The organism is Sediminibacterium sp. (assembly GCF_030695065.1).
In the GTDB taxonomy this organism is placed as follows: domain Bacteria; phylum Bacteroidota; class Bacteroidia; order Chitinophagales; family Chitinophagaceae; genus Sediminibacterium.
In genome coordinates this window covers 387,647-411,968 of the sequence record NZ_JAUYTR010000011.1, presented here as the reverse complement: position 1 = coordinate 411,968, position 24,322 = coordinate 387,647, and the positions used below count along the sequence as shown (strand labels likewise).

The 24,322-nt window shown below is 36.5% G+C and carries 25 protein-coding genes; 18 read left to right on the top strand and 7 right to left on the bottom strand.

Going from position 1 to position 24,322, the window contains the following annotated elements:
* Nucleotides 1–55: 55 nt before the first annotated feature.
* Nucleotides 56–1,318 carry an adenylosuccinate synthase gene (locus tag Q8S25_RS05700; protein ID WP_305535720.1) on the bottom strand — a complete coding sequence of 421 codons (1,263 nt, stop codon included), beginning with the start codon at nucleotides 1,316–1,318 and terminating at the stop codon, nucleotides 56–58.
* Between the two features lie 58 nt (nucleotides 1,319–1,376).
* Nucleotides 1,377–3,638 (bottom strand): bifunctional (p)ppGpp synthetase/guanosine-3',5'-bis(diphosphate) 3'-pyrophosphohydrolase, encoded by a 2,262-nt coding sequence (locus tag Q8S25_RS05695; RefSeq protein WP_305535718.1) that lies wholly within the window; start codon nucleotides 3,636–3,638, stop codon nucleotides 1,377–1,379.
* Nucleotides 3,639–3,723: 85 nt separating this feature from the next.
* Here Q8S25_RS05695 and Q8S25_RS05690 point away from each other — a divergent pair, with 85 nt between their 5' ends.
* The 8 genes from Q8S25_RS05690 to Q8S25_RS05655 all read left to right on the top strand — a co-directional run bounded on the left by Q8S25_RS05690 (nucleotide 3,724) and on the right by Q8S25_RS05655 (nucleotide 11,644).
* Nucleotides 3,724–4,695, top strand: coding sequence for a hypothetical protein (locus Q8S25_RS05690; RefSeq protein ID WP_305535716.1), 972 nt, complete (start codon nucleotides 3,724–3,726; stop codon nucleotides 4,693–4,695).
* A 23-nt stretch (nucleotides 4,696–4,718) separates the two neighbouring features.
* Nucleotides 4,719–6,536: an ABC transporter ATP-binding protein gene (locus tag Q8S25_RS05685; RefSeq protein ID WP_305535714.1), complete on the top strand. Its 1,818-nt coding sequence runs from the start codon at nucleotides 4,719–4,721 to the stop codon at nucleotides 6,534–6,536.
* Between the two features lie 46 nt (nucleotides 6,537–6,582).
* Complete coding sequence (gene atpB, locus Q8S25_RS05680; protein WP_305535712.1) at nucleotides 6,583–7,668, top strand: F0F1 ATP synthase subunit A; 1,086 nt, start codon at nucleotides 6,583–6,585, stop codon at nucleotides 7,666–7,668.
* Between the two features lie 26 nt (nucleotides 7,669–7,694).
* A complete protein-coding gene (gene atpE, locus Q8S25_RS05675) occupies nucleotides 7,695–7,943 on the top strand; it encodes an ATP synthase F0 subunit C (protein ID WP_295188602.1) in 249 nt (82 codons plus the stop codon).
* An 85-nt stretch (nucleotides 7,944–8,028) separates the two neighbouring features.
* A complete protein-coding gene (gene atpF / locus Q8S25_RS05670) occupies nucleotides 8,029–8,523 on the top strand; it encodes a F0F1 ATP synthase subunit B (RefSeq protein WP_305535709.1) in 495 nt (164 codons plus the stop codon).
* Nucleotides 8,524–8,526: 3 nt separating this feature from the next.
* Nucleotides 8,527–9,090 (top strand): ATP synthase F1 subunit delta, encoded by a 564-nt coding sequence (gene atpH, locus Q8S25_RS05665; RefSeq protein WP_305535707.1) that lies wholly within the window; start codon nucleotides 8,527–8,529, stop codon nucleotides 9,088–9,090.
* A 36-nt stretch (nucleotides 9,091–9,126) separates the two neighbouring features.
* The gene (atpA, locus tag Q8S25_RS05660) at nucleotides 9,127–10,704 is read left to right on the top strand and encodes a F0F1 ATP synthase subunit alpha (RefSeq protein ID WP_295188592.1); all 1,578 of its coding nucleotides are present in this window, start codon (nucleotides 9,127–9,129) and stop codon (nucleotides 10,702–10,704) included.
* 97 nt (nucleotides 10,705–10,801) lie between these two features.
* Nucleotides 10,802–11,644: a maleylpyruvate isomerase N-terminal domain-containing protein gene (locus Q8S25_RS05655; RefSeq protein ID WP_305535705.1), complete on the top strand. Its 843-nt coding sequence runs from the start codon at nucleotides 10,802–10,804 to the stop codon at nucleotides 11,642–11,644.
* Between the two features lie 18 nt (nucleotides 11,645–11,662).
* Here the strand turns inward: Q8S25_RS05655 and Q8S25_RS05650 are convergent, their stop codons facing one another.
* Nucleotides 11,663–12,388: a YqjF family protein gene (locus tag Q8S25_RS05650; RefSeq protein WP_305535703.1), complete on the bottom strand. Its 726-nt coding sequence runs from the start codon at nucleotides 12,386–12,388 to the stop codon at nucleotides 11,663–11,665.
* A gap of 126 nt (nucleotides 12,389–12,514) precedes the next feature.
* On the opposite strand from Q8S25_RS05650, the gene Q8S25_RS05645 reads away from it, so the two are divergent.
* The 8 genes from Q8S25_RS05645 to Q8S25_RS05610 all read left to right on the top strand — a co-directional run bounded on the left by Q8S25_RS05645 (nucleotide 12,515) and on the right by Q8S25_RS05610 (nucleotide 19,564).
* Entirely contained in the window at nucleotides 12,515–14,755 is a 2,241-nt protein-coding gene (locus Q8S25_RS05645; RefSeq protein WP_305535701.1) for a TonB-dependent receptor, read from the top strand.
* 30 nt (nucleotides 14,756–14,785) lie between these two features.
* Nucleotides 14,786–15,415 (top strand): hypothetical protein, encoded by a 630-nt coding sequence (locus tag Q8S25_RS05640; RefSeq protein WP_305535699.1) that lies wholly within the window; start codon nucleotides 14,786–14,788, stop codon nucleotides 15,413–15,415.
* 65 nt (nucleotides 15,416–15,480) lie between these two features.
* Complete coding sequence (locus Q8S25_RS05635) at nucleotides 15,481–16,077, top strand: hypothetical protein (protein ID WP_305535697.1); 597 nt, start codon at nucleotides 15,481–15,483, stop codon at nucleotides 16,075–16,077.
* Nucleotides 16,070–16,753: a hypothetical protein gene (locus Q8S25_RS05630; protein WP_305535695.1), complete on the top strand. Its 684-nt coding sequence runs from the start codon at nucleotides 16,070–16,072 to the stop codon at nucleotides 16,751–16,753. Before Q8S25_RS05635 ends, Q8S25_RS05630 begins: the two co-directional genes overlap by 8 nt.
* Entirely contained in the window at nucleotides 16,746–17,030 is a 285-nt protein-coding gene (locus Q8S25_RS05625; RefSeq protein ID WP_305535693.1) for a transcriptional regulator, read from the top strand. The genes Q8S25_RS05630 and Q8S25_RS05625 overlap by 8 nt, the downstream gene beginning before the upstream one ends.
* Before the next feature lie 33 nt (nucleotides 17,031–17,063).
* The gene (locus Q8S25_RS05620) at nucleotides 17,064–17,999 is read left to right on the top strand and encodes an ABC transporter ATP-binding protein (RefSeq protein ID WP_305535691.1); all 936 of its coding nucleotides are present in this window, start codon (nucleotides 17,064–17,066) and stop codon (nucleotides 17,997–17,999) included.
* On the top strand, nucleotides 17,977–18,852 hold the full coding sequence (locus Q8S25_RS05615; RefSeq protein WP_305535689.1) for an ABC transporter permease: 876 nt from the start codon (nucleotides 17,977–17,979) through the stop codon (nucleotides 18,850–18,852). The genes Q8S25_RS05620 and Q8S25_RS05615 overlap by 23 nt, the downstream gene beginning before the upstream one ends.
* 10 nt (nucleotides 18,853–18,862) lie before the next feature.
* Nucleotides 18,863–19,564, top strand: coding sequence for a hypothetical protein (locus tag Q8S25_RS05610; RefSeq protein ID WP_305535687.1), 702 nt, complete (start codon nucleotides 18,863–18,865; stop codon nucleotides 19,562–19,564).
* On the opposite strand, the gene Q8S25_RS05605 is transcribed toward Q8S25_RS05610, so the two are convergent.
* Complete coding sequence (locus Q8S25_RS05605) at nucleotides 19,565–20,476, bottom strand: aldose 1-epimerase family protein (RefSeq protein WP_305535685.1); 912 nt, start codon at nucleotides 20,474–20,476, stop codon at nucleotides 19,565–19,567.
* Nucleotides 20,439–21,533 carry a 4-hydroxythreonine-4-phosphate dehydrogenase PdxA gene (pdxA, locus tag Q8S25_RS05600; protein WP_305535683.1) on the bottom strand — a complete coding sequence of 365 codons (1,095 nt, stop codon included), beginning with the start codon at nucleotides 21,531–21,533 and terminating at the stop codon, nucleotides 20,439–20,441. Before pdxA ends, Q8S25_RS05605 begins: the two co-directional genes overlap by 38 nt.
* A gap of 40 nt (nucleotides 21,534–21,573) precedes the next feature.
* Between pdxA and rsmA the strand changes: the two genes are divergently transcribed.
* Together rsmA and Q8S25_RS05590 are read left to right on the top strand one after the other, a co-directional pair.
* Nucleotides 21,574–22,329 carry a 16S rRNA (adenine(1518)-N(6)/adenine(1519)-N(6))-dimethyltransferase RsmA gene (gene rsmA / locus Q8S25_RS05595; RefSeq protein ID WP_305535681.1) on the top strand — a complete coding sequence of 252 codons (756 nt, stop codon included), beginning with the start codon at nucleotides 21,574–21,576 and terminating at the stop codon, nucleotides 22,327–22,329.
* 10 nt (nucleotides 22,330–22,339) lie between these two features.
* Nucleotides 22,340–23,269, top strand: a complete 930-nt coding sequence (locus Q8S25_RS05590; protein WP_305535680.1) for an NAD(P)-dependent oxidoreductase — start codon at nucleotides 22,340–22,342, stop codon at nucleotides 23,267–23,269.
* Here Q8S25_RS05590 and Q8S25_RS05585 read toward each other — a convergent pair.
* Nucleotides 23,266–23,943 (bottom strand): GIN domain-containing protein, encoded by a 678-nt coding sequence (locus tag Q8S25_RS05585; RefSeq protein ID WP_305535678.1) that lies wholly within the window; start codon nucleotides 23,941–23,943, stop codon nucleotides 23,266–23,268. The genes Q8S25_RS05590 and Q8S25_RS05585 overlap by 4 nt on opposite strands.
* The gene (locus Q8S25_RS05580) at nucleotides 23,930–24,319 is read right to left on the bottom strand and encodes a GntR family transcriptional regulator (protein WP_305535676.1); all 390 of its coding nucleotides are present in this window, start codon (nucleotides 24,317–24,319) and stop codon (nucleotides 23,930–23,932) included. Before Q8S25_RS05580 ends, Q8S25_RS05585 begins: the two co-directional genes overlap by 14 nt.
* Nucleotides 24,320–24,322: the final 3 nt, after the last annotated feature.

Genomic DNA, 24,322 nt, shown 5'->3' with positions numbered 1-24,322 from the left:
TACGCAAAATTGTATTAACCAAATAAATTTTTCAATATCAAATCAAATGCCAAAACTACAAGCTAACTATCTGCTCTCTTCCTGGTCCATTAGAAACATACTTAACAGGTGCACCCACATAATTGTTGATGAAATCAATATAAGTATTCATTTCTGCTGGTAAAGCAGCTGCAGTTTTAATGGTAGAAGTATCTGTATTCCAGCCTTTAAAAGATTGAAGCACAGGGCTGATCTTTGCTCTGGAAATTTGATAAGGTACTTCTTCTGTTATTTTTCCATTTACATCGTAAGCTGTGCAAACTTCCAATTCTTTAAAACTATCTAAAACATCTGCTTTGGTCATGATAATTTTAGTAACACCATTAATCATACAAGTGTATTTTAATGCTACTAAATCTATCCAGCCACAACGTCTTGGTCTACCTGTAGTAGCGCCAAATTCGCTGCCAATTCTTCTTAATTCTTCACCAGTAGCATCTTCTAATTCTGTTGGGAAAGGACCACTTCCTACTCTAGTGCAATAGGCTTTAGATACACCCATTACATCGTTTATTTTTTTAGGGGATACGCCTAAGCCCGTACAAACACCCGCTGAAATGGTATTAGATGAAGTTACAAAAGGGAATGTGCCGAAATCAATGTCTAGCATACTTCCTTGAGCACCTTCTGCCAATACTTTTTTCCCTTTGGTTATTTGGTCATTCACAAAGTATTCGCAGTTAATCACATTCAAGGTTTTCAAAAACTCTAAGGCTTCAAAAAACTCTTCTTCCCAAGTTGAAATATCTTCAATAAAATGAAAATTATCCAACAATTTCTGGTGCTTTAAACGAAGTTTGATGTATTGACTGGTAAAGTTTTTGTCTAATAAATCGCCTACTCTTAACGCATTTCTGCCAGTCTTGTCCATGTAAGCAGGTCCAATTCCTTTTAAGGTTGAACCAATTTTGCTTTCCCCTTTAGATAATTCTGATGCTTTATCTAGAGCTCTATGGGTAGGTATAATAATATTGGTACGCTCTGAAATAAATAAATTTTTTCTTACATCAATTCCATGTGCTGCAACTGCATCACATTCTCTTTTTAGCGTAACAGGATCTAATACTACACCACCACCAATAATATTTACTTTATCCTGATGAAAAATGCCTGAAGGAATTTGGTGTAATACCATTTTCTTTCCTTCTACATAAAGTGTGTGTCCAGCATTGGGACCACCCTGAAAACGGGCTACGATATCATAATTAGGGGCAAAATAATCTACTATTTTACCCTTTCCTTCGTCGCCCCATTGTAAGCCTAATATTACGTCAACCATAGTTTATTGTCTAAGGCGCAAAAATAAGGGATAAGAGTAAGAGTTTGGGGTTAAATATTTAACCTTCTTTTTCCGTATCAAAACGATCAACGGTTTGAATTCCATTGAGCGATTTTAATCGATTTACCAACTCTTCTAATTCTTCTTTGTCGTGAACAAAAACTTTGATAGTTCCCTCAAATAATCCTTCTCGTGAATCAATGCTTAATCCTGAAATATTGATGCGCAAATCTCCGCTGATTACATTCGTTATTTTATTAATAACACCTACGTCGTCTAGCCCTACAATCTTTAACCCTGTTAAGAAAGAAATTTCTTTATTCTTGGCCCATTTGGTTTTAACAACCCGGTGGCCATAGTTGGCCAGCAGTTGAGTAGCATTGGGACAACTGGTTCTATGTATAATTAACCCTTTGCCTGTGCTCACAAACCCAAACACGTCATCCCCTGGAATTGGGTTGCAGCATTTGGCCAAAGTGTACATGATTTTATCACTGCTTTCGCCAAAAATGATTAATTCGGAATCTTTTTTAGAAATAGGTTTTGTTGGGTCAGCAGTTAAATCATTAAAAACAGGCTTGGGTTTTGGAATTTCAATTTTATCTCCAAGTATTTGAAAGTCTTTTAGTTCTCTTAAATCAATTGCTTTGGTAGCAATTTTATAGTTCAGGTCTAATGCAGAATTTAACTTATAAAACTGCATTAGTTCATCTATATTATGTTGACTATAAGCTGCCCCAATTGATTCCAATCTTCTTTGTAAAACATATTTACCATCCTCGGCTATTTTTCTTTTCTCTTCGCGTAAACTGTCTTTGATTTTATTTTTGGCTTTGGCAGTAACAACCATATTCAGCCAATCTTCTGAGGGCTTTTGTTTATTGCTGGTAATGATTTCTATTTGGTCACCACTTCTTAGTTTATGGCCAATAGGCACCAATTTGTGGTGCACTTTTGCTCCAATACATTTGGTGCCAATAGCGGAGTGAATGGAGAAAGCAAAATCAAGCGCGGTGCTACCGGTAGGCAACATCTTCACTTCCCCCTTTGGGGTATACACATAAATTTCTTCTGCTAAAAAAGAAGTTTTAAAGTCTTGTAAAAAATCTACCCCATCTGTATCTGGCGCACCCAAGACTTCTCTAATTTGACCAAACCATTTATCAAAACGGTCTTCGTCGTTTCCATCTTTTCCTTCTTTGTATTTGAAGTGAGCCGCCAATCCTTTTTCGGCAATTTCATTCATTCGCTTGGTTCTTATTTGAACTTCCACCCATTTACCCTGCGGACCCATTACCGTGGTATGCAAAGCCTCGTAACCATTGCTTTTAGGGTTGCTTAACCAGTCTCTTAATCTTTCAGGAGAGGGATTGTACTCGTCGGTTATCATAGAGTACACTTTCCAGCACTGCTCTTTCTCTTTTTCGGGTGGGGCATTCAAAATAACCCGAATGGCAAAAAGATCGTACACTTCTTCAAAAGCCACCGATTTTTTCTTGATTTTATTCCAGATAGAGTGTATGCTTTTGGGTCTGCCATAAATTTCAAAATCAAAATCGGCAGCAACTAATTTTTCGCGAATAGGTCTAATGAATTCGTTGATATAACGGGTTCTTTCGCGCTTGGTTTCCGATAATTTTTTAGCAATGTCTTTGTAAGCCTCTGGTTCCATGTATTTCATGGAAAGGTCTTCCAGTTCGGTTTTGATGCTGTACAAACCCATTCTATGCGCTAGAGGCGCATATACCCAAACCGTTTCAGAAGCAATTTTTAACTGCTTCTCTCTTTTCATATGGTCCAAGGTTCGCATATTGTGCAAGCGGTCTGCCAACTTGATTAAAATAACCCTAGGGTCATCGGTTAAGGTTAAAAGAATTTTTTTAAAATTCTCTGCTTGCTGACTGGTATTAGTGTCTATTACTCCTGAAATTTTGGTCAGTCCATCTACAATTTTGGCAATCTCGGTACCAAATTCCATTTCAACATCTTCCAAGGAAATATCGGTGTCTTCAACAGTATCGTGTAACAAAGCGCAAATGGTACTTCTTACCCCAAGCCCAATTTCTTCCACGCAAATCATGGCAACTGCAATGGGGTGAAGAATATAGGGCTCCCCACTTTTTCTACGCATCGTTTTGTGCGCATTGGCAGCCATTTCAAAAGCAGTTCTTAGTAATTCTTTATCCCCTTTTTTAAGTTTAGGGCGCAAGGCTTTTAATAATGCGCGATAATGGCGAATGATTTCTTTTTTCTCCTGTTCTTCGTTCAGCGTGTACTTGGCTAAACTAGGCTCTATTGACTGAATTGGGGCTGAATCCATACCTTACAAAGATAGGAAAAGGCTTCATTTGAATTTGTTTTATGCAGCTGCTCAAGAATGGCTTACCTTAAATAAAAATTTTTTCTTGAAGCCCAGCTATTTTCATATTTGTATAATTGCTTTAGTTCTTTTGTTTATAAGTCTTCAACAAACAAAAGCCCAATCCCTTTTTCCCGATACGGTAAAAACAGGTATTTACGTTACCAGCATTCACGACATCGATTTTAAGCAAAAAGAATATACCATCAATTTATGGCTTTGGATGCGCTACAAGAACCGCGATTTTGAATTTGATAAATACCTAGAAGTACCCAATGCCAAATCGGTATCCAAGCTATATTCTACCATTGACTCTTCTAGTGGAGATTATTTTATGCAGATGAAACTCCAGTGTATTATGAAAGACAATTGGAGTATACAAAACTTTCCATTCGATCGGCAACGACTGTGGTTTTCAATTGAGAATTCGCAATTTGATGCCAGTGAATTGGTATTCGCAAGAGATACTTTAGGAAAAAACTATGATCCCCGTTTCGCTTTAAGAGGTTGGGTAATTGACAGTTTTATAACCAGTACTTCTATTAAAATGTATGAATCTGCTTTTGGGGATCCATCTATTGATACCGCACATACAGAATATGGTTCTTATAGGGCAAGAATTAGTTTAAGCCGAGATGCGGGAGATTTATTTTGGAAAATGTTTTTAGGGATGTATATCTCTTTCTTGATAACCTATATCTGCTTTTTTATTCATGCAGATAATATTGATTCCCGTTTTGGATTAAGTGTGGGTGCTTTATTTGCAGTGATTGGAAATAAGTATGTAGTAGAGTCTTCTTTGCCTGAGTCTACCACATTTACCTTGGTAGATTTATTACATGGAATTACTTTAATATTCATCATTGCAGGAGTGAGTTTATCCATTTACTCATTAAAATTGCAGAAGCAAGGGAAACTGGCAGAGGCCAATAAATTTGATATGATAACCGCCCAAGTATTTTTAGTGATTTATGTTGGATTAAATAGTTGGTTAATCTGGAAAGCCAATCAACAATAATTTCTATTTACATTTGCGCTGCAATGACCGCTACCGCTAAAAAGAAAATATTCGATTTCAGTTTATTAAAGCGCATCTTCTTTTTTGTAAGACCTTATTCTTCCTATTTTTATTTGAGTTTGGTGCTCGCTATTTTTATGGCAATTGCAGCACCAGTAAGGCCTTACTTGATTCAGCTAACGGTAAACGGGGCAATCGGGAAAGCAGCACAGGTTCCAGATTGGGTAAAATGGGTGTTATTCGGTAATGATTTGTCCGATGTGAGTAGGTTCATTATTGCTGTAACAATTTTTCAGATCAGCTTTTTAATTATTGAAACTGCCATCCGTTTTTTATTTTCCTTTATCACTGCCTGGATGGGACAAAATGTGGTGAAAGATTTGCGAGTTACTGTATACAAAAAAGTATTGGGCCTGAACTTAAGGCAGTTTGATCAAACCCCTATTGGCACGCTCACAACAAGAACCATCAATGATATTGAAAGCATCAACGAAATTTTTTCGGATGGTTTAATCCCTATAGTGGCCGATTTGCTCACTATTATTATTACCCTAGCCACCATGTTTTATATGGATTGGAAATTGACTTTGGTTAGTTTAACGCCATTCCCCATCATGATTATTGCCACTTACTATTTTAAAGAGAGTGTGAACAAAAGTTTTATGCAGGTTCGAAACGCAGTGGCTGCGCTAAACGCATTTGTACAAGAACATATAACCGGGATGCAAGTAGTACAAGTATTTGCTGCAGAAGACAAAGAAGCAGGTGCATTTAAAAAAATAAATGAGAAGCATAGAGATGCTAATATCAATGCCATTTTTGCCTATTCTGTGTTTTTCCCTGTGGTAGAAGTGGTGTTGGCAGTGAGTATGGGTATTTTAGTTTGGTGGATTGCCGACCGAACTTTGGATGCAGGTTTGTTGGTTGCCTTTATTTTATATCTCAACCAAATTTTCAGGCCTTTGCGCGTAATTGCAGACAAGTTTAATGTACTGCAAATGGGAATGATTGCAGCGGAAAGGGTGTTGAAAGTACTAGACAATACCGATGAATTGCCGCCAACTTCATCGGATGCTTTTGCCCCAAAGCATATCAAAGGAAATATCTCATTTAAAAACGTGAGTTTTTCTTATACCGGCACTCAAAATGTGCTACATGATATCAGTTTTGAAGTAAAAGCAGGAGAAACCGTTGCATTGGTAGGTCATACTGGAAGTGGAAAAACCTCTATCATCAGTTTACTCAACCGTTTGTATCAAATTCAAGAGGGGGAAGTTGCTATTGATGGGGTGGATATAAGCCGCTGGGATACAGACTGTCTGCGTAAAGGGATAGGGGTCGTATTGCAAGACGTTTTTTTATTTTCGGGAACGGTTATGGACAATATAACCCTCCGAAATCCAGCAATTACGCTTGCTCAGGTAGAAGAAGCAGCTAAAATGATAGGGGTGCACGATTTTATCATGCAATTGCCAGGGGGCTATCAGTACAATGTAATGGAGCGCGGAAATACGCTTAGTTTGGGTCAACGTCAACTGATTTCTTTTATAAGGGCCCTATTGTACAATCCCGCTATCTTAATTTTAGATGAAGCCACTTCTTCCATTGATACCGAAAGCGAACTTTTGATTGAAAAAGCCATTGACACCCTTATTTCGGGTCGAACTTCTATTGTTATAGCTCATCGCCTAAGTACAATAAGAAAAGCCAATCAAATAATTGTGTTAGACAAGGGGGAATTGAAGGAAAAAGGGAGTCATGCCAATTTATTGGCAGCAGGAGGATTCTATGCCCGATTACACGAAATGCAGTTTGAGAAAAAGAAAGCTGTTTTGCAGTAAATTTCCCCCATCTACCCTTATCTTTGCCGCAAATTTAGAGATGGGTATGGCCTCAAAAAGCATAAAAACATTACTGGTAGCTGTTTTCAGCATATTCTTATTGCTTTTTTCTGCGAATTCATTTGCGAGCGACGCACCAGCTGGTGGCGCCGAAAAGCACGAAGCAAGTTCATTTGATCCGGCCAAGCTAATTATGGAGCATATCATGGACGCCCATGAGTTCCATTTCGCTACTATTGGCGAAAAGCATATCAGCATTCCATTGCCTGTAATTCTATATTCTCCAGAGAGAGGATTGACCATGTTTAATTATTCAAAATTTAACCATGGACACGATGTATACGAAGGGTATAAATCAGAAGAAGGACATATTGTTGCCGTAAATGCAGCAGGGGAACACGATACAACTGTTACAGTATACGATATGAGTTTAACTCGTAACGTGGTACAAATGTTTATAGCCCTCATATTATTATGTGTATTAATGATTGGGGTAGCAAATAAATACAAACGCAACGGCGCCAAAGTTGCTCCAAGTGGATTTCAAAATGCAGTGGAACCCGTTATCACATTCGTTAGAGACGAAGTGGGTAAACCAAACTTAGGACATGCATATGAAAAATTCATGCCTTATTTGCTCACCGTGTTTTTCTTCATCTTGATTAATAACTTGATGGGATTAATTCCTGGCTCTGCTAACGTAACTGGAAATATTGCATTCACTATTGTATTAGGGGTGATTAGTTTCTTTGTTATTTTATTTAGTACCAACAGACATTTTTGGGCGCATATTTTTAACCCGCCAGTACCTGGTTTTGTTAAACCAATCCTAGTGCCTGTAGAGTTCTTGGGAATTTTCACTAAGCCTTTTGCTTTGATTGTCCGTTTGTTTGCCAATATGGTTGCAGGACACATTGTAATTACTTGCTTTGTGATGTTGATTTTCATTTTTGGTGCCATGAGTAAAGTTGCAGGTTGGGGTTTTGCTCCTGTATCTATGGCATTTACCATTTTCATTTATTTCATAGAGATATTGGTTGCCTTTATTCAAGCGTTCATCTTTACCAATTTAACTGCCGTGTTTATTGGTCAGTCAATGGAAGGTGCTCACCACGATGAAGCGCATCATTAATTTTTTTTATCATTAAAACAAACAGTATGTCAGTTATTAACACTTTGTTGGATGTTAGCATGAGCCATTTAGGTGGTGCTATTGGTGCAGGATTAGCTGCAATTGGTGCCGGTATTGGTATCGGTCAAATTGGTAAAGGTGCTGTAGAAAGCATCGCTCGTCAACCAGAAGCTTCTAACGACATCCGTGCAAACATGATCTTGACTGCCGCTTTCGTAGAGGGTGTTGCCCTTTTCGCGGTAATCGCAGGTATCTTGGCTGTATTGAAAGCCTAGTTGCACAAACTTTTTACTGCATCGTGCGCACAGGGCAATCGATGCAGTAATCTTTAACTAAACATTGAAGTTTTAAATTTATTATATGGAACTGTTAAACCCCGGAGTAGGATTGTTGGTATGGACTTTACTAGCATTCCTTGTTGTATTCTTCTTGTTGAAGAGCTTTGCATGGAAGCCCATTCTAGCTTCATTGAAAGAAAGAGAAACCGGTATTGCTGATGCTATTGCTTCTGCAGATAAAGTGAAAGCTGAAATGGCTGCACTTAAAAATGAGAACGAAGCTATGATGGCTAAAGCTCGTGAAGAGAGAGCGGTGATGATTAAGGAAGCAAAAGAAACAGCAGATAAAATGGTTTCAGATGCTAAAGACAAAGCGAAGTCTGAGTACGATCGCATTGTTGCTGAAGCGCAATCTGCCATTATGCAACAAAAAAATGCAGCTTTAACCGATGTTAAAAATCAGGTTGGTGCATTGGTAATTGAAGTAGCAGAAAAAGTGTTGAGCAGAGAATTGTCTAACAAAGGCGATCAAGAAAATTATATTAAACAATTAGCTGAAGGCGTTAAACTGAACTAATACATGTCGAACCCAAGATTAGCAGACCGATATGCCAAAAGCCTAATTGATCTTTCTACCGAAAGAAATCAATTAGACACTGTGCGCACTGATATGCAATATATACAGGCTATTTGCAAAGCAAGTCGAGACTTTTTGAATGTGCTGCGCAGCCCCATTATTAAGGCCAATCAAAAGGAAAAAATGTTGGTAGCAGTAATCAATGGAAAAGTTTCTGAACTAACTGCATTGTTTTGCAATTTGTTGGTAAGAAAAGGAAGAGAGCGTGATTTGCCAGAGATTGCTACTGCATTCATTAATCAATACAATGCAATTAAAGGCATACATCAAGTAAAGCTTACTACTGCGGTTCCTGTTTCTGAAGAATTGAAAAAGTCTATTGAAGCAAGTGTGCAGAAAGCTAATAATTTCACTTCAGTTGAATTAGAAACTGCTGTAAATGAAAAATTAATTGGGGGTTTTGTTTTGGAATTTAATAATAAGCAGGTAGATGCAAGTATTGCATTTGATTTGCGCGAGATTAAAAAGCAGTTCCTTCAAAATCAATTTGTTCCAAATATTCGATAACCAAATACATTAAGATCAACTTTTAAATCATACAAAATGGTAGATATTAAACCAGATGAAATATCAGCGATACTGAGACAGCAACTCAGCAATTTCAATGCTTCTGCCGAACTAGAAGAAGTAGGAACCGTATTGCAGGTGGGTGATGGTATTGCCCGTGTGTACGGCCTTAATGGTGTACGAAGCGGAGAACTGGTAGTATTCGAAAACGGTGTTAAAGCAATTGCCCTTAACCTTGAAGAAGACAATGTGGGTGTGGTTTTAATGGGTGAAAGCGGAAGCATTAAAGAAGGTGCTAAAGTAAAAAGAACCGGACAGATTGCATCTATCAAAGTAGGTGAAGGAGTAGTTGGTCGTGTTATCAATACTTTAGGTGAACCTATTGATGGTAAAGGTCCTATCAAAGGCGAATTATATGAAATGCCATTGGAGCGTAAAGCGCCTGGGGTAATTTATCGTGAGCCAGTAAAAGAACCATTACAAACTGGTATTAAAGCAATTGATGCAATGATTCCAGTAGGTCGTGGCCAGCGTGAGTTGGTAATTGGTGACCGTCAAACTGGTAAAACCGCTATTTGCGTTGATACCATTATTAATCAAAAGGAATTTTTTGACGCAGGCAAGCCTGTTTACTGTATATATGTTGCGATTGGTCAAAAAGCATCTACTGTAGCTGGGGTAATGAAAACCTTAGAAGACAATGGCGCAATGGCTTACACAACAATCGTTGCAGCTTCTGCATCTGATCCTGCTCCATTGCAATTCTACGCTCCATTTGCGGGTGCAGCAATTGGTGAATTCTTTAGAGATACAGGTAGACCAGCATTGATTGTATTTGATGACTTATCAAAACAAGCGGTTGCATACCGTGAGGTTTCTTTGTTGTTAAGAAGACCTCCAGGTCGTGAAGCATATCCTGGAGACGTATTCTATTTGCATAGTCGTTTATTGGAAAGAGCTGCAAAAGTAATTGCCAATGATGATGTTGCTAAAAACATGAATGACTTACCAGAGTCTATCAAGCATTTAGTGAAAGGGGGTGGTTCTTTAACTGCATTGCCAATCATTGAAACACAGGCTGGAGACGTATCTGCATATATTCCTACGAACGTAATTTCTATTACCGACGGACAAATTTTCTTGGAAGGTAACTTGTTTAACGCAGGTATTCGTCCAGCTATTAACGTAGGTATTTCAGTAAGCCGTGTGGGTGGTAACGCACAAATTAAGTCAATGAAAAAAGTGGCCGGTACACTTAAACTTGACCAAGCCCTTTACCGTGAGCTAGAAGCTTTCTCTAAATTTGGTGGAGACTTAGATGCTGCAACTAAATCAGTAATTGATAAAGGTGCTAGAAACGTAGAAATTTTAAAGCAATTGCAGTATTCTCCAATGTCTGTAGAAAAGCAGGTTGCTATTATCTACTTGGGTACGTTGGGTCTTTTACGCGAAGTAGCAGTTAAAAAAGTAAAAGAATTTGAAGCTCATTTCTTAATGGAAATGGAAAACAAATTACCTGATGTATTAGCAGAATTTAAGAAAGGAAACTTACCTGAAGATGGTCTTAAGAAAATGACCGAGCTAGCTAAAGGAATTGGCGAGCAGTATAAATAAGGTGTAGTTCAAAAATATGAAAGAGGTTGTCTTAACAGACAGCCTCTTTTTTTTGCACTTAGTTTTTCATTTTTCAGTAATAATGTAATTTTAGTAGATGCATCAAAAGCCCTTTATAGAAACCATTCATCTGTTTAAGCCTATTCATGATGCATTAATAAATGTGTTAAAAGAACTAGAACCGGGTGATTGGGAAAGGCCAACATTGGCCAAACAATGGACAGTAAAAGACATTGTTGCACATTTACTAGATACAACCACTAGAGGAATTGCTATTCTTAGAGATGGTCATTTTGGATACAGTGGTCCAGTTAATGAGGAATATACTACGTTGGTAAATTATATTAATGAGCTTAATGCTCAATTTATTCTAACCGCAAATAGATGGAGCCCGCAATTGTTGATTGAATTATTAGAACAGTGTGGCCCTGTTCATACGCAACTATTAGCCGATTTAAATCCATTTGAGAAAGCAATTTTTTCCGTTGCATGGGCAGGGGAAAAGGAATCTTTAAACTGGTTTCATGTTGCAAGAGAATATACAGAAAAATACCATCATCAATTACAAATTCGGGAGGCAGTAAATAAAACAGCTGCCATCATCACTCCTGAATTATTTAAACCTTTTATCCAAACATTTTTTCTAGGACTTCCGCACTTATTAAGAAATCATACTGCTCCAGCTCATGCTATTATTGCAATTGAAATTGAGGGAGCAATGGGAGTGATTGGGTATTTGCAATACCACAATCAACAATGGAACCTTTTATATGAATCACCTGGTAATAAGTTGTATGCCAAAACAATTATTCCAGCAACTATTGCTTGGAAGCTTTTTACAAAAGGTGTTTCACCTAAAGAGATATTGAATGAAATTCATCTAGAAGGGAATCAAGTGATAGCTACTCAACTATTGTATTTAGTTGCAGTGATGGCTTAAACAGTTACACTTTAGCTGCTATACTTTAAAAAAACTTGGCTTGCGAATGGTAACCGCAGAGCCTTTTGCTAGCATTGCACTTTCAGGATTTGCTGTTAAATAGGGTACAAAATCTGATCCATATAAACCTGCAATATCTGCTCTTAGTTCATGGTAAGTAACTGGATAAATTTCCCAACGTGGATGTTCTACACCGTATTCTATTAGTGTATTTTTATTTAGTTGATTGTAACCCCAATAGTGTTCAAAAATAAATTCTTCTTTACTATCAGGAGCAATTGATAGTGGTCGGTTAAGCGCTTTCACTTTTAAGCTATTCCATTGTTGTTTGTTTTGCCATTCATAGTTCAGTTGTAAAAAATCATTTTCGAGATGGGCTTGATGCTGCATAGGCATTCTGCTATAATGTTCATTGTATAATCCATTTGCAATCCATGCTATCAAATGCTTAGGAACAATTTCACTAATAAATGCAACGCCCCTTTTCCAATTTACACCGTCAAATCTTTTTACATAAAACCGAAGGTTAACTTCTTCGAAATTGGTATGGAATGGCCATTTCATACCAAATACTTTTGTGTTGTTAAAAAGAAAGCCAACAACACTCGCTAATGCTTTCCCTTCAAATAAGTCCAATTCTGTTCCTTTTGGAAGGTGGGGAACCAGTATTTCAGGAGGAATTTGATAATTCAGCATCACCAAGTATTCCCATTGCGCAGTAAGGAAAACAGCTTTCTCTCTCATAAATAGTTCATTATCAATACTTAAACAATATAGTTCATTTAAAAGTTGGCTGATCAATAAAAAATTTATAAAATAATTTGGTTTATAAAATAAACTAGTCTACGTTTGTTTTATCAAATGAATAAAATGAAAGCAATTCTAATTTTTATAGCAGGGATGATGTTGGCGGGCTTATTAAAAGCACAGGTACTTGTAAAAGGAACCGTAAAAGATAATAAAGGCCGTATTCTAGCAGGGGCCAATATTGCCATAAAAGACAGCTATGATGGAACCATGTCTGATTCCACTGGATCTTTCTCATTTAAAACAACCGAAAAAGGAAATACGCTATTGGTGGCTAGTAATATTGGGTATAAGACCATGGAGCTTCCAGTTGTTTTGGAAACTGATTCGGTGGTAATCAGCTTTATCTTAAAAGAGGAAATCAATGAATTAAAAGCAGTCATCATTACTGCAGGATCTTATGAAGCCAGCGACAAGAAAAAAGGAACTGTGTTAAAAGCATTGGATATTGCTACCACTGCTGGAGCAAATGCGGATATTTCTGCTACCATTCAAACATTGCCAGGGGCACAAAAAGTAGGGGAGCAAGAAGGATTATTTATCAGGGGTGGTTCTGCTGAAGAAGCTAAAATTATCATCGATGGTACTGTAGTGAATAATTTCTTTTACAGCAGTGTTCCTGGAATTTCTCAAAGAGGCCGATTTTCTCCGTTTTTATTTAGTGGAACTGTTTTTAGCAGTGGAGGTTATTCTGCTTTATATGGACAAGCATTAAGTAGTGTGTTAAGTTTAGAGAGTTTAGATATTCCCGAAAAATCTGAATTACAAGTAGGACTCTCCCCATTATTTGCAACAGTGGGTTTACAACAAGTTGCAAATAATAAAAAATCCAGTTATGGTTTCAGTTACAATTGGACCAATTTAGCTGTATATCAAAAATTAGTACCACAGGCTCCAGACTTTTTTAAAGTACCTGATTTTCATACCGCCGACATGAACTATCGTTTTAAAACAAAAAAGAATGGGGTATTTAAAATCTATGCCTATTATAACTCAGGTACATTGGGTGTCAGAAACCCTTCTTTAGATAGCATTGGCTTATGGAATGCTTTTAGTTTGAAAAATCAAAACCTATTTACCAATTTAAGTTTCAGACAATTTTTAGGAAATGGATGGAAAATAAATATTGCAGCGAGCGTTAGTTACAATAAAGACGAAATTCTTACACAGGTTCAAAATCAACAATATCAAGCTGTTCCTATTACCAATATTTCTGTAATTGATCAAACTGGTTTCTCCTTAAATGCAAATCAATGGATGTTACAAGGAAGAGTGGTGGTAGATAAAAGATTTGGAGCAATTAATACCATTCGATTTGGAGCAGAAGTATGGAATAATGCCGACAGTAGCCGTTTTCAAAGTATGAACGGATTATTTCCTTCTAGTGTAAATGATTTTTATAAAGCAGGATTTGCAGAAGCAGATTTATATATTACCAATGAATTGGCTTTTAGGCCTGGGGTTCGAATAGAACATAGTAGTTTATTAAATAAAATGAATGTAGCACCAAGAGCTGCGCTGTCTTATAAATTGGGAAAGAATAGTCAAGTAACGGTAGACTATGGAATATTTTATCAAACACCTGAAAGGAGGTACTTGATTAATCAGCCTCCAGTCAATTTTTTAAGAGCGGATCATTATATTCTTACCTATCAACATATTTCGAGTAGTTATACTTTCCGTGTTCAGGCTTTTTATAAAGATTATTTGAGTCTCTTAAAAACTTCCAACAGCTTTCCTACTACTGTAAGTAACAATGGTTTAGGGTATGCAAAAGGAGTAGAATTATTTTGGAGAGACAAAAAAACATTTAAAAATTTTGATTACTGGATTAGTTATTCCTATTTAGATACAAAAAGAGATTATAATAATTATACCGCTTTAGTACAACCAACCTTTGCGGCAACACATAGTGGTAGTGTGGTTTTGAAGAAGTTCTGGGTTAAAAATATGTTTGGTGTAAACTGGAGTTATAATTGGAGTACCGGACGTCCTTATTTTAATCCGAATAGATCACCTAAAGACTTTCTAGTCGATAGAACCATTGGGTATAGTTCTAATAATTTCAGTTTGAATTGGTTGCCAAAAATTGGCAAAGCTAATGCTGTAGTTGTATTGGGTGTAAACAATGTATTTAACGAACGACAAATCTTTGGATATAATTACAGTGGTCGTTTAAGAGATACCAATGGCGATTTAATTCGTTCAGAAATTAATCCACCAGCCGATAGAAGCTTTTTCTTAGGCATTTTTCTAAGTTGGGGGGTAGATCGTTCACAGCAAAATATCAATAACAATCTTTAATAAATTAAATCAACACTTAAATTTTAAAACATGAAAAAGATATTAATGGCATTTGCACTTTTTGCAACTCTTGGATTAAATGCACAAAGTAAATATGAATCAGCTATGCAGAATGGCTTATCTAAAATGAAAGAAAGTAAAACACCCGATGAAATGAGTGCTGTTGCTTCATTTTTTGAAAGAGTAGGCGATGCGGAGAAAACCCAATGGCTGCCTTATTATTATGCTGCAAGAAATTATACCATTGCAGCATTCATGAACCCAGCTTCCGATAAAGACAAAGTAGCTGAAAAAGTAAATGAGTTGATTACAAAAGCAGAAGCAATTGAAAATAATAATGCAGAAATCTTTTGTTTAAAGCAACAAGTGGCGGTAATGCAATTGGTAGTTGATCCAATGAGCAGATGGCAATCATATGGTGCTATTGCTGCTGAAGCTATAGCAAAAGCAAAAGCAATTGATCCTAATAACCCTAGACCTTATCTATTAGAAGGTCAGTATTTAATGAATGTGCCAGAAGCATTTGGTGGCGGCAAATCAGTTGCTAAAAAACTATTTGAAAAGTCTGTAGAATTGTTTGGCAATTTTAAGCCTGCATCTGTATTACATCCTAGCTGGGGTAAGGAACAGGCGGAACAATTATTGGCTGCTTGTCAGTAATTTGTGTATCTATTTTACCCCTGCTACCATTGGCAGGGGTATCTTTATATTTCTAAACTGATAGTATGAGTAATCAAGCGCAACTGTCTGCCCAATCTAGTCTTGCATTAATCGAAAGCATGATTAATAAAGCACAAAATCGGTATTCTGAAAATGGCACATTGTATCTTCTATGGGGATGGATTATTTTCACTTGCTCATTGGTTCATTATTCTTTGCTTACCTATACTTCTATGGGCGCAAATGCCGGATACATATGGATGTTAACCATCGCAGCATTGGCCTATCAATTGTATTATTTGAATTCAAAAGAAAAAAAGGAAACGGTTAAAACCTATACCGATGAAATGATTGGATATGTTTGGATGGTTTTTGGTATAAGTATGGGAGTCGTTTCGTTTATATCAGCAAAGCTCGGAAACTGGCAATTAATGTATGCGCTAATTTTATTATTATATGGCATGCCTACTTTTTTAACTGGCGCCATCATGCGATTTTCACCGCTAAAAATAGGTGGCATCGTTTGTTGGTTATTGTCTGTTTCAGCAGTGTATATTTCTACCAAGGAAATTATATTGTTGTTAATTCCAGCAGTGATTAGTGCTTGGATTATTCCTGGATATTTATTAAGAGCAAAGTTTAAAAATTCTTTCAATGGCTAATGAAACAAAATTTTCGGAACAAGAAAGTTTGCAGCTAATAGCTGAAATGATCAAAAAAGCAAAAGGCAGTTACCATGATACAGGTATTGGCTCTTTATTGTGGGGCTCAGTTGTTTCTATTGCTTCTTTAATGAATTTTTTACAACGAACTTATGATTTCAAGTTATGGTTCGATATCTGGTGGTTGGTTTTAGCTGCCATTATTCCTCAGGTATATATTTCTATCAAAGAAAAAAAAATACAAAAAGCCAAGCAGTATGATGACGATTTGGTTAATGCAGTTTGGCTGGTTTTTGGCATAAGTCTTTTCGCAATGGGATTTTATCAAAATATAGTCCCATTTCAAGTTGAAAAAACTATAGCTGAAGAAGGTTGGACCTTAATGAAGCATTTTACTGACGGTCGTCCCGATGAGGTGATTAGGCCATTTACTCCTTCCCTTTATTCTATTTATATTTTGTTTTATGCTTTCCCAACAATGGTAACTGGCTTAGTAAAAAAATTTAATCCAATGAAGTATGGAGCAATCATTACTTATGGATTGTTTTTTTTAAGTCTATTTACTGAGAGTAGATTCGATATGCTGTTAGGATCTATTGCTGCATTAGTTTGCTGGTTTATACCAGGAGTGATATTAAGAAAAAAATACCTGGCTCAGACTAGACCCAATGTTTAAAGAATTAGACCCCATATTACATTCGCAGTTAAGGTTAGCCATAATGAGTTTACTCATTAGTGTTAAAGAAGCTGAATTCACCTTTATAAGGGAGAAAACGAATGCGACTGCGGGTAATTTGAGTGTGCAAGTCCAAAAATTAAAAGATGCGGGTTATATTGAAGTAATTAAGCAATTTAAAGACAACTACCCTCAAACTACCTGTAAAGTTACCCCGGCAGGTCTGAAGGCATTTGAAGATTATGTGAAAGCACTTCAGCAATACCTAAAAGTTTAAACATCTTAACTAGTTTTGTTGTTATACAAATCAATGCAACAAATAGTAAAAGTTTCCCAACTCACCAAGCAGTTCAATAGCCTCACCGCGGTCAACCAACTCTCCTTTTCGGTTGAATCTGGCGATGTGTATGGATTCCTGGGTCAAAATGGCGCAGGAAAAAGTACTACTATTCGAATGTTATTGACGCTCATTACACCAACTAGTGGCGATATATCCATATTTGGATACGATTTAAACAAGCACCGCAAAGAAATTTTGCAACAAATAGGTGCTGTTATTGAAAAGCCAGACGTTTACAAGTATTTATCTGCTTATGAAAACCTAAAGTTGTTTGCCAAGTTGAGTGGGGTTAAGCCTTCCAACAAAATGTTGATGGACCAATTGGAAATGGTAGGTCTTGCATCGAGAGCCCATGATACTGTCAAAACTTTTTCTCAAGGAATGAAACAACGATTGGGAATAGGCATTGCGCTTGTGCACAATCCTCAATTAATCATTTTAGATGAACCCACAAACGGACTGGATCCGCAGGGTATTGCAGATATTAGAAATTTGATTCTGATTTTGTCTAGGGAAATGAAAAAAACAGTGATTGTTTCCTCTCATTTGTTAAATGAAATTGAACAAATAGCTACTCGAATATTAATTATAGATAAAGGGCAAAAACTAGTGGAGGGGTCATCGGCTGAATTATTTAATGATCAGCAAACCATTTTACAAATAAGTGTGGCCAATAATGGTACAGCCATTCAAACTATACAGTCTTCAATTTGGGCAAATAATTTATTGCCCGAGCGTGATGGACAAATTATGGTTGGTCTAAATAAAGAAGATATACCCAACTTCAATAGAATGTTGGCAGCATCTGGCGTAGATATTTATTCCTTGCAGGCAAGACATAGTCTGGAAGATTATTTTTTACAAGTAACAGCAGGAAAACAACATGTGGGAACATTTACAAATTGAGTTATACAAAGTATTTAAAAGACCAAGAACGTATTTGTCTTTTGCTGCTATTACTGCCTTAATTGGCGTAATACAATTGGGCCTATTGGTGGATGGGAAAGAATATGCCGACTTTGTAATGGCCGATTTTGCCAATTCATTTAGTGTAGATGGTAAAATATTGAACGGATATTTTATTTGCTATGTAATTCTTCAACTTCTGTTGGTGCATGTGCCATTATTGATTGCCTTGATTGCCGCTGATATGATTTCAGGAGAAGCCAATATGGGTACCTTGAGAATTTTATTGACTAAGCCACAATCGAGAACCGCTATTGTAATGGCAAAATTTATAGCTTCTGTTATTTATACTTTGCTGCTATTAATTTGGATAGCCATCATGGGGTTGTTTTTAAGTATGTTGATATTTGGAACAGATGATTTGTTCTTAATGAAAAGTAGTTATGTTGTAATTGTAAAAGAGTCGGATGTTTTTTGGCGTTATGCTGGGGCTTTTTGTTTTGCTGCTTTGGCAATGGTTACCGTTGCAGCATTGGGCTTCTTTTTATCTTTTTTTGCAGAAAACTCAATTGGTCCTATTGTTGCAACCATGAGTGTAATTATTGTATGTACCATATTGAGTACAATGAATATTCCCTTATTTAATTTGATTAAGCCCTACTTGTTCACTACACATATGATTACCTGGAAAGAGTTTTTTGACTTTAAAGTGAATGATGCCAACGAAGCAATTATTGGAAGTATTCAGTATCCAGATAAAATTATTCGGTCTGCTACTGTTTTGGCCGTTCATATTGTTTTGTTTGTAGGCAGTGCTGTTTGGTTATTTAGAAAAAAAGATATTCTCAGTTAATCACCCGTTTATGAAGATGATATTGAATAAAAAACTATTCGTTCTTTTTACTGCTTTGTCTCTTTCAGCTACGCTGAATGCACAAGACATGAATGCTTTAGTGATGAAAGTAAAAGCTAAATTAGAAAAAGTAAAAGATTACACTGCGGATGGTAAAATGAAAACAGATGTCGCATTCATTAAAGCGCCTATTGGTAGAGTAAAGGTGTTTTTCAAAAGCCCCAACAAATTTAAGCTACAACGTGATGGAGGAATCTCTGTGTTGCCCAAAGGGGGAGTCAGCATTAATATTGGTAGTATGATCATGCAAACTGGATTTGTGGCCATTGATGCTGGAATGAGCACTGTTGGGGGCACGGCTGTGAGAGTAGTAAAACTGTTGCCTGATGCCGATGCAGGAGAGATTATTTTATCAACTTTATATATTGATGAAGCTAATTTATTAATTCGTAAATCGGTTACAACTACCCGTGAAAATGGTACTTATGAAATGGAGTTGCAGTATGGAAAATTTGCTTCTTATGGTTTGCCCGACAAAGTATTGTTTAGTTTTAATGCTAAAGACTACAAGCTCCCTAAAGGAATAACTTTAGAATTTGATGATACCGACAAAGCCATAAAAGACAGAATGAAAGGTAAAAAAGGTAGGGTTGAAATTAATTATACTGCTTACACCATTAATACTGGTTTAAGCGATGCGATTTTTAAATAGTTAGTATAATTCAATAGACCAGGTTCTATTGGTATTTTGTCCGGGAGTTAATAGTATCATACCCTCTTTATCTCTTAGTTCTCCAGTTGCATTTACAGAATCGGCTATGCCACACCAAGGCTCAATGCATACAAATGGGGCATCTTTTGCGCTCCATATACCCATGAAAGGAAATTCAGACCAAGAGAATAAGAAACCATGTTTTGATTGGTCGTTACTAAGGCGAATAGATGAAGAGTTTAAATGCTTAAATACTAAGGCATCTCCATAAAATAATTCTTTACTTAAATTAATTCTACTGTTACTGTGAAAGAATGGAATTGGATTTTCATCAATAAGTCCTTCTGCTGTAATGGGCCATTTGCCTGTAGATTCTGATTGACTGAATTCAAGATAATAATCATTGAATTGGTAAGCTTCTTCTAATGGAACTTTAAATGCAGGGTGCGCACCTACTGAAAAATAAAATGGCTTAACATCAATATTGGTAATTTGATAAGTGCAGCTCAATTTATTTTTGTGTATCTCATAAACAATATTAAATCTAAATAGAAATGGATATTGAGTTAAAGTTTCAGTGTCTGCGTCTAAAGTTAAAATAACCTGGGAATTACTAGACGCTGTAACTTTGAATACTTTGTCTCTTGCAAATCCATGTCTACTCAATTGATAATTTTCTCCATTATGTGAAAATTGGTTGTTTTTTAAAGTGCCTACTATAGGAAACAATACCGGACTTTTCTTTCCCCAAAACGCAGGGTCACCTTCCCATAAATATTCTAGTTGGGTGTCTTTATTGAAAACGGTTTGAAGTTCAGCACCCTTTTCTGAAATGGCAATTTTGAGTTCGGTGTTTTCTAAATAAATCATGGTATTATCCTTCGTTTTCTTCAATTCTTTCGTCAATGGCATTGGCCAACATTCTTGCACTAATTTTACGCAAAGGATTTCGATTTCTCTCCGCATAGCCCATGCGTCTGTTAATAATATCAATGCACTCAAAAGTGGCAGCTAAAAAAGATGCATGGTCTGCTTTTCCTTTACCAGCAATATCAAAAGCGGTTCCGTGGTCAGGGCTGGTTCTTACAACAGGAAGTCCGGCGGTATAATTTACCCCTTCACCAAAAGCCAATGATTTAAATGGAATTAAACCTTGATCGTGGTACATCGCTAGCACTGCATCAAACTTTTCATGGGTGCCTCTTGCAAAAAAAGCATCAGCAGGATAGGGCCCAAAAATCAGCATTTTATTGTTGGCTTCTTTAATAGCTGGCTTTATGATGTCAATTTCTTCTTTTCCAATTAACCCTTCGTCACCTGCATGAGGGTTTAATGCCAACACTGCAATTTTTGGTTTATCAATGCCAAAATCTTTTTGGAGTGACTGGTGAATGATTTGCAATTTGCTGATAATATTTTCTTTAGTGATATGCTTAGCCACTTCTTCAACAGTCACATGTTCTGTAACTAATCCTACACGCATATTTTCAGCCACCATTAACATGACCACATCATTTACCCCGAAATAAGCTTTTAAATAAGGGGTATGCCCACTATATTGAAAACTTTCTGATTGAATATTTTTCTTATGTATAGGTGCGGTAACCAATCCATGAATATGGCCTTCTTTAAGTGCTTTGGTAGCTTCTTCTAAAGACTTTAATGCATATTGTCCACCTGTATTATTCAATTCACCTGGGGTGATTACCACTTCTTCTTCCCATACATTGAATATGTTAACTTGTTTGGGGTTGATTCGGGTGAAATTATTGATATTAGTACAATTGAAATTGGAATCTGGAATTGCTTTTCTATAAAAATTCAAGCTCTTATTACTCGCAAACACAATGGGGGTGCAGAAATCGAGTATTCTTTGATCCATTAAAGTTTTGATAATTAATTCAAGCCCTATACCATTTAAATCTCCGCAGGTAAAGCCAATCACGGGTTTTTGTAATTCATTACTCATGAGCCATTTTTTAGGGTGCTAAAATACTACTTTTGCAGTCATGCAATATACGCTCAAAAAGTCGCTGGGTCAGCATTTCCTAACCAATGAAGCCATTTGCAAGCAAATTGTAGCTGCTCTGCAAGAAGGTAGTATGGAACAAGTGCTAGAAGTAGGTCCTGGAGCAGGTGCTTTAACCAAGCATTTGTTAAAATTACCCATCCAGCATTTTAAAGCGGTTGAATTAGACCGTGAAAAAGTAGCGTACCTTAAATTGAATTATCCTTCTATAGCAGATATGATCATTGAAGGAAGTATTTTGGACATTCCAATTCCCTTTCAAGACCAGTTTACTTTATTAGGAAATTTTCCTTATAATATTTCTACGCAAATTGTTTTTAGGGTACTTGAATGGAAAGAACAGATACCCGTGATGATTGGGATGTTTCAAAAAGAAGTAGCGGAAAGAATTGTTTCTAAGCCCCACACCAAAGTCTACGGTATATTAAGTGTATTGGTTCAAGCATTTTATGAAGTAGAATATTTATTTGATGTCCCTCCGGAAAGTTTCAATCCACCACCTAAAGTAATGAGCGGAGTTATTCGATTAAAAAGAAAAGCAGAACCAGTAGCTGTTAGGTCGGAGAAGGCATTTTTTACTTTAGTAAAAGCAGCATTTGGGCAACGAAGAAAAATGTTGCGTAATCCAATGAAACCATTTTTTGATGCTGCTGTATTGCAAGAGGAAATATTTACAAAACGGGCTGAACAGCTTACGGTAGAAGAGTTTGCCGCCCTTACATTTAAAATGGGATAAAGGAATTAATATGAAAGTAATTGTTACTGCAAAAGTTCATCCATATTTAATTGATACATTAAAGGCAAAACAGTTTTTTGTTATTTATCAACCTGCAATTACTTATGAGGAATTAAAATATTTAATTACAGATGCGGTTGGGTTGATTGTAACTACTCGATTAAAAATAGATCGCGAAATATTTGATGCAGCTCCCAACTTAAAATGGATTGGTAGATTGGGAAGTGGAATGGAATTAATTGATGTTGCTTATGCGGAAAGAAAGGGGATTCAATGCGAAAGTAGTCCTGAGGGCAATCGCAATGCGGTGGCCGAACATACCTTAGGATTATTACTTAACTTAATGAATCGAATTAATAGTAGTTATGCAGAAATAAAAAAAGGACTTTGGCTAAGGGATGAAAACCGCGCCGATGAGTTGTCGGGCAAAACGGTCGGAATTATTGGCTACGGAAATACAGGATCTGCTTTTGCTCGGTTGTTGCAACCATTTGATGTAAGGGTACTGGCTGTTGATACATATAAAACAGGATTTAGCCATGGACATGTAGAAGCTTCTACCTTGGAAGCCCTTGCAGCTGAGGCAGAAGTGATTAGCCTTCATCTCCCCCTAACTGCAGAAACTTTTCATTTTGCAGGGGAATCATTTTTTAATAGCCTCCAAAAGGCGCCCTATTTTTTGTCTACTTGTAGGGGAAAAGTGACTAGTACCAAGGCATTGATTCATGCCCTAGAAGGCAAAAAAATCAAGGCTGCTGGTTTGGATGTATTAGAAAATGAACAGCTCAATAGCTATTCCGCTGAGGAGCAGTCTGAACTGTTGCATTTAACTGCATTTCCCAATGTGGTGATTACCCCCCATATAGCTGGATACAGCCATGAAGCCTATTTAAAAATGGCCCAAGTGATCTTGGAAAAGCTCCATCTATCTAGTATTTAAAACTGAGCACTATTTAATGCTTTAAGTGTTTTCCCTGTAACTGTTAGCGATGCGGATGAATCGATGCTTAGCAGTTGTTTTTTAAAATAAAGATTTTGCAAATTGATATTCCCCTCTTGCAGTGCTTTTATTTCTAATTTACCGATTGTGTCTGCTCCTGAAACGGATACGGTTGATTTATCTTGTGCCCTCAGTTTTAAAGACTTGCTATTAATATCTATTGCATTGATGCTTGAGCTTCGATTGGATTCAAGGTATATGCTGTCGGTCTTATAATTGTATAGGGTTACTACTGAATTACTCGTAATTAATGACTTCAAGTTTTTACAATAAATATCAATAGTAGGAATATTACCATCCAATGGATAATCTAACTTAATATATAAAGTATCAGCTTTTACATAAAAATCATAACCAATTGGGTTGTAAAATTTATATGCAATGGCACTGGTATCTTTTCGCTCATAAATACTGATAACTGGTTTATATGTATATTCTATGTTTTTTAAATTGTTTAGTTCTTTTATATGATGGAAAATCGGCAGCATTTTCTTTTGCGTAAAAGATTGAATTGCTCCTTTTTTATACTCCATGCTCAATTTTATATTTACAGCAATAAAGCAAATACAAACAATGGAGAGGGTGATGATTATTAGAATATTACTTTTTTTCATTGCTATTATTTATGTTGTTCTGCAAATAATGTTGATACAGTTTATCTATTTCATTGATATTGATTGCCAGTATTTTCATATTCTTAAATAAGTTGGGCAATTCCTGTTCCATAAATTCTTTTCTTAAATAGGCTGTTACTCTTTCGATGCTATTAATGTTCACGAAAAAGCCCACCCCTCTTTTATTGGTGATGATATCTAAATCTTGTAAGTATTCATAGGTTCTCATCACCGTATTTGGATTCACTTCTAAGTCAACTGCCAATTCTCTTACTGAAGGAATTCTTTCCTCTTCCTTAAATGCTCCAGAAAGAATTTTTTCACAAATCAGATCGGCAATTTGTATGTATATGGCTTTATTTGAATGAAAATTCATCTG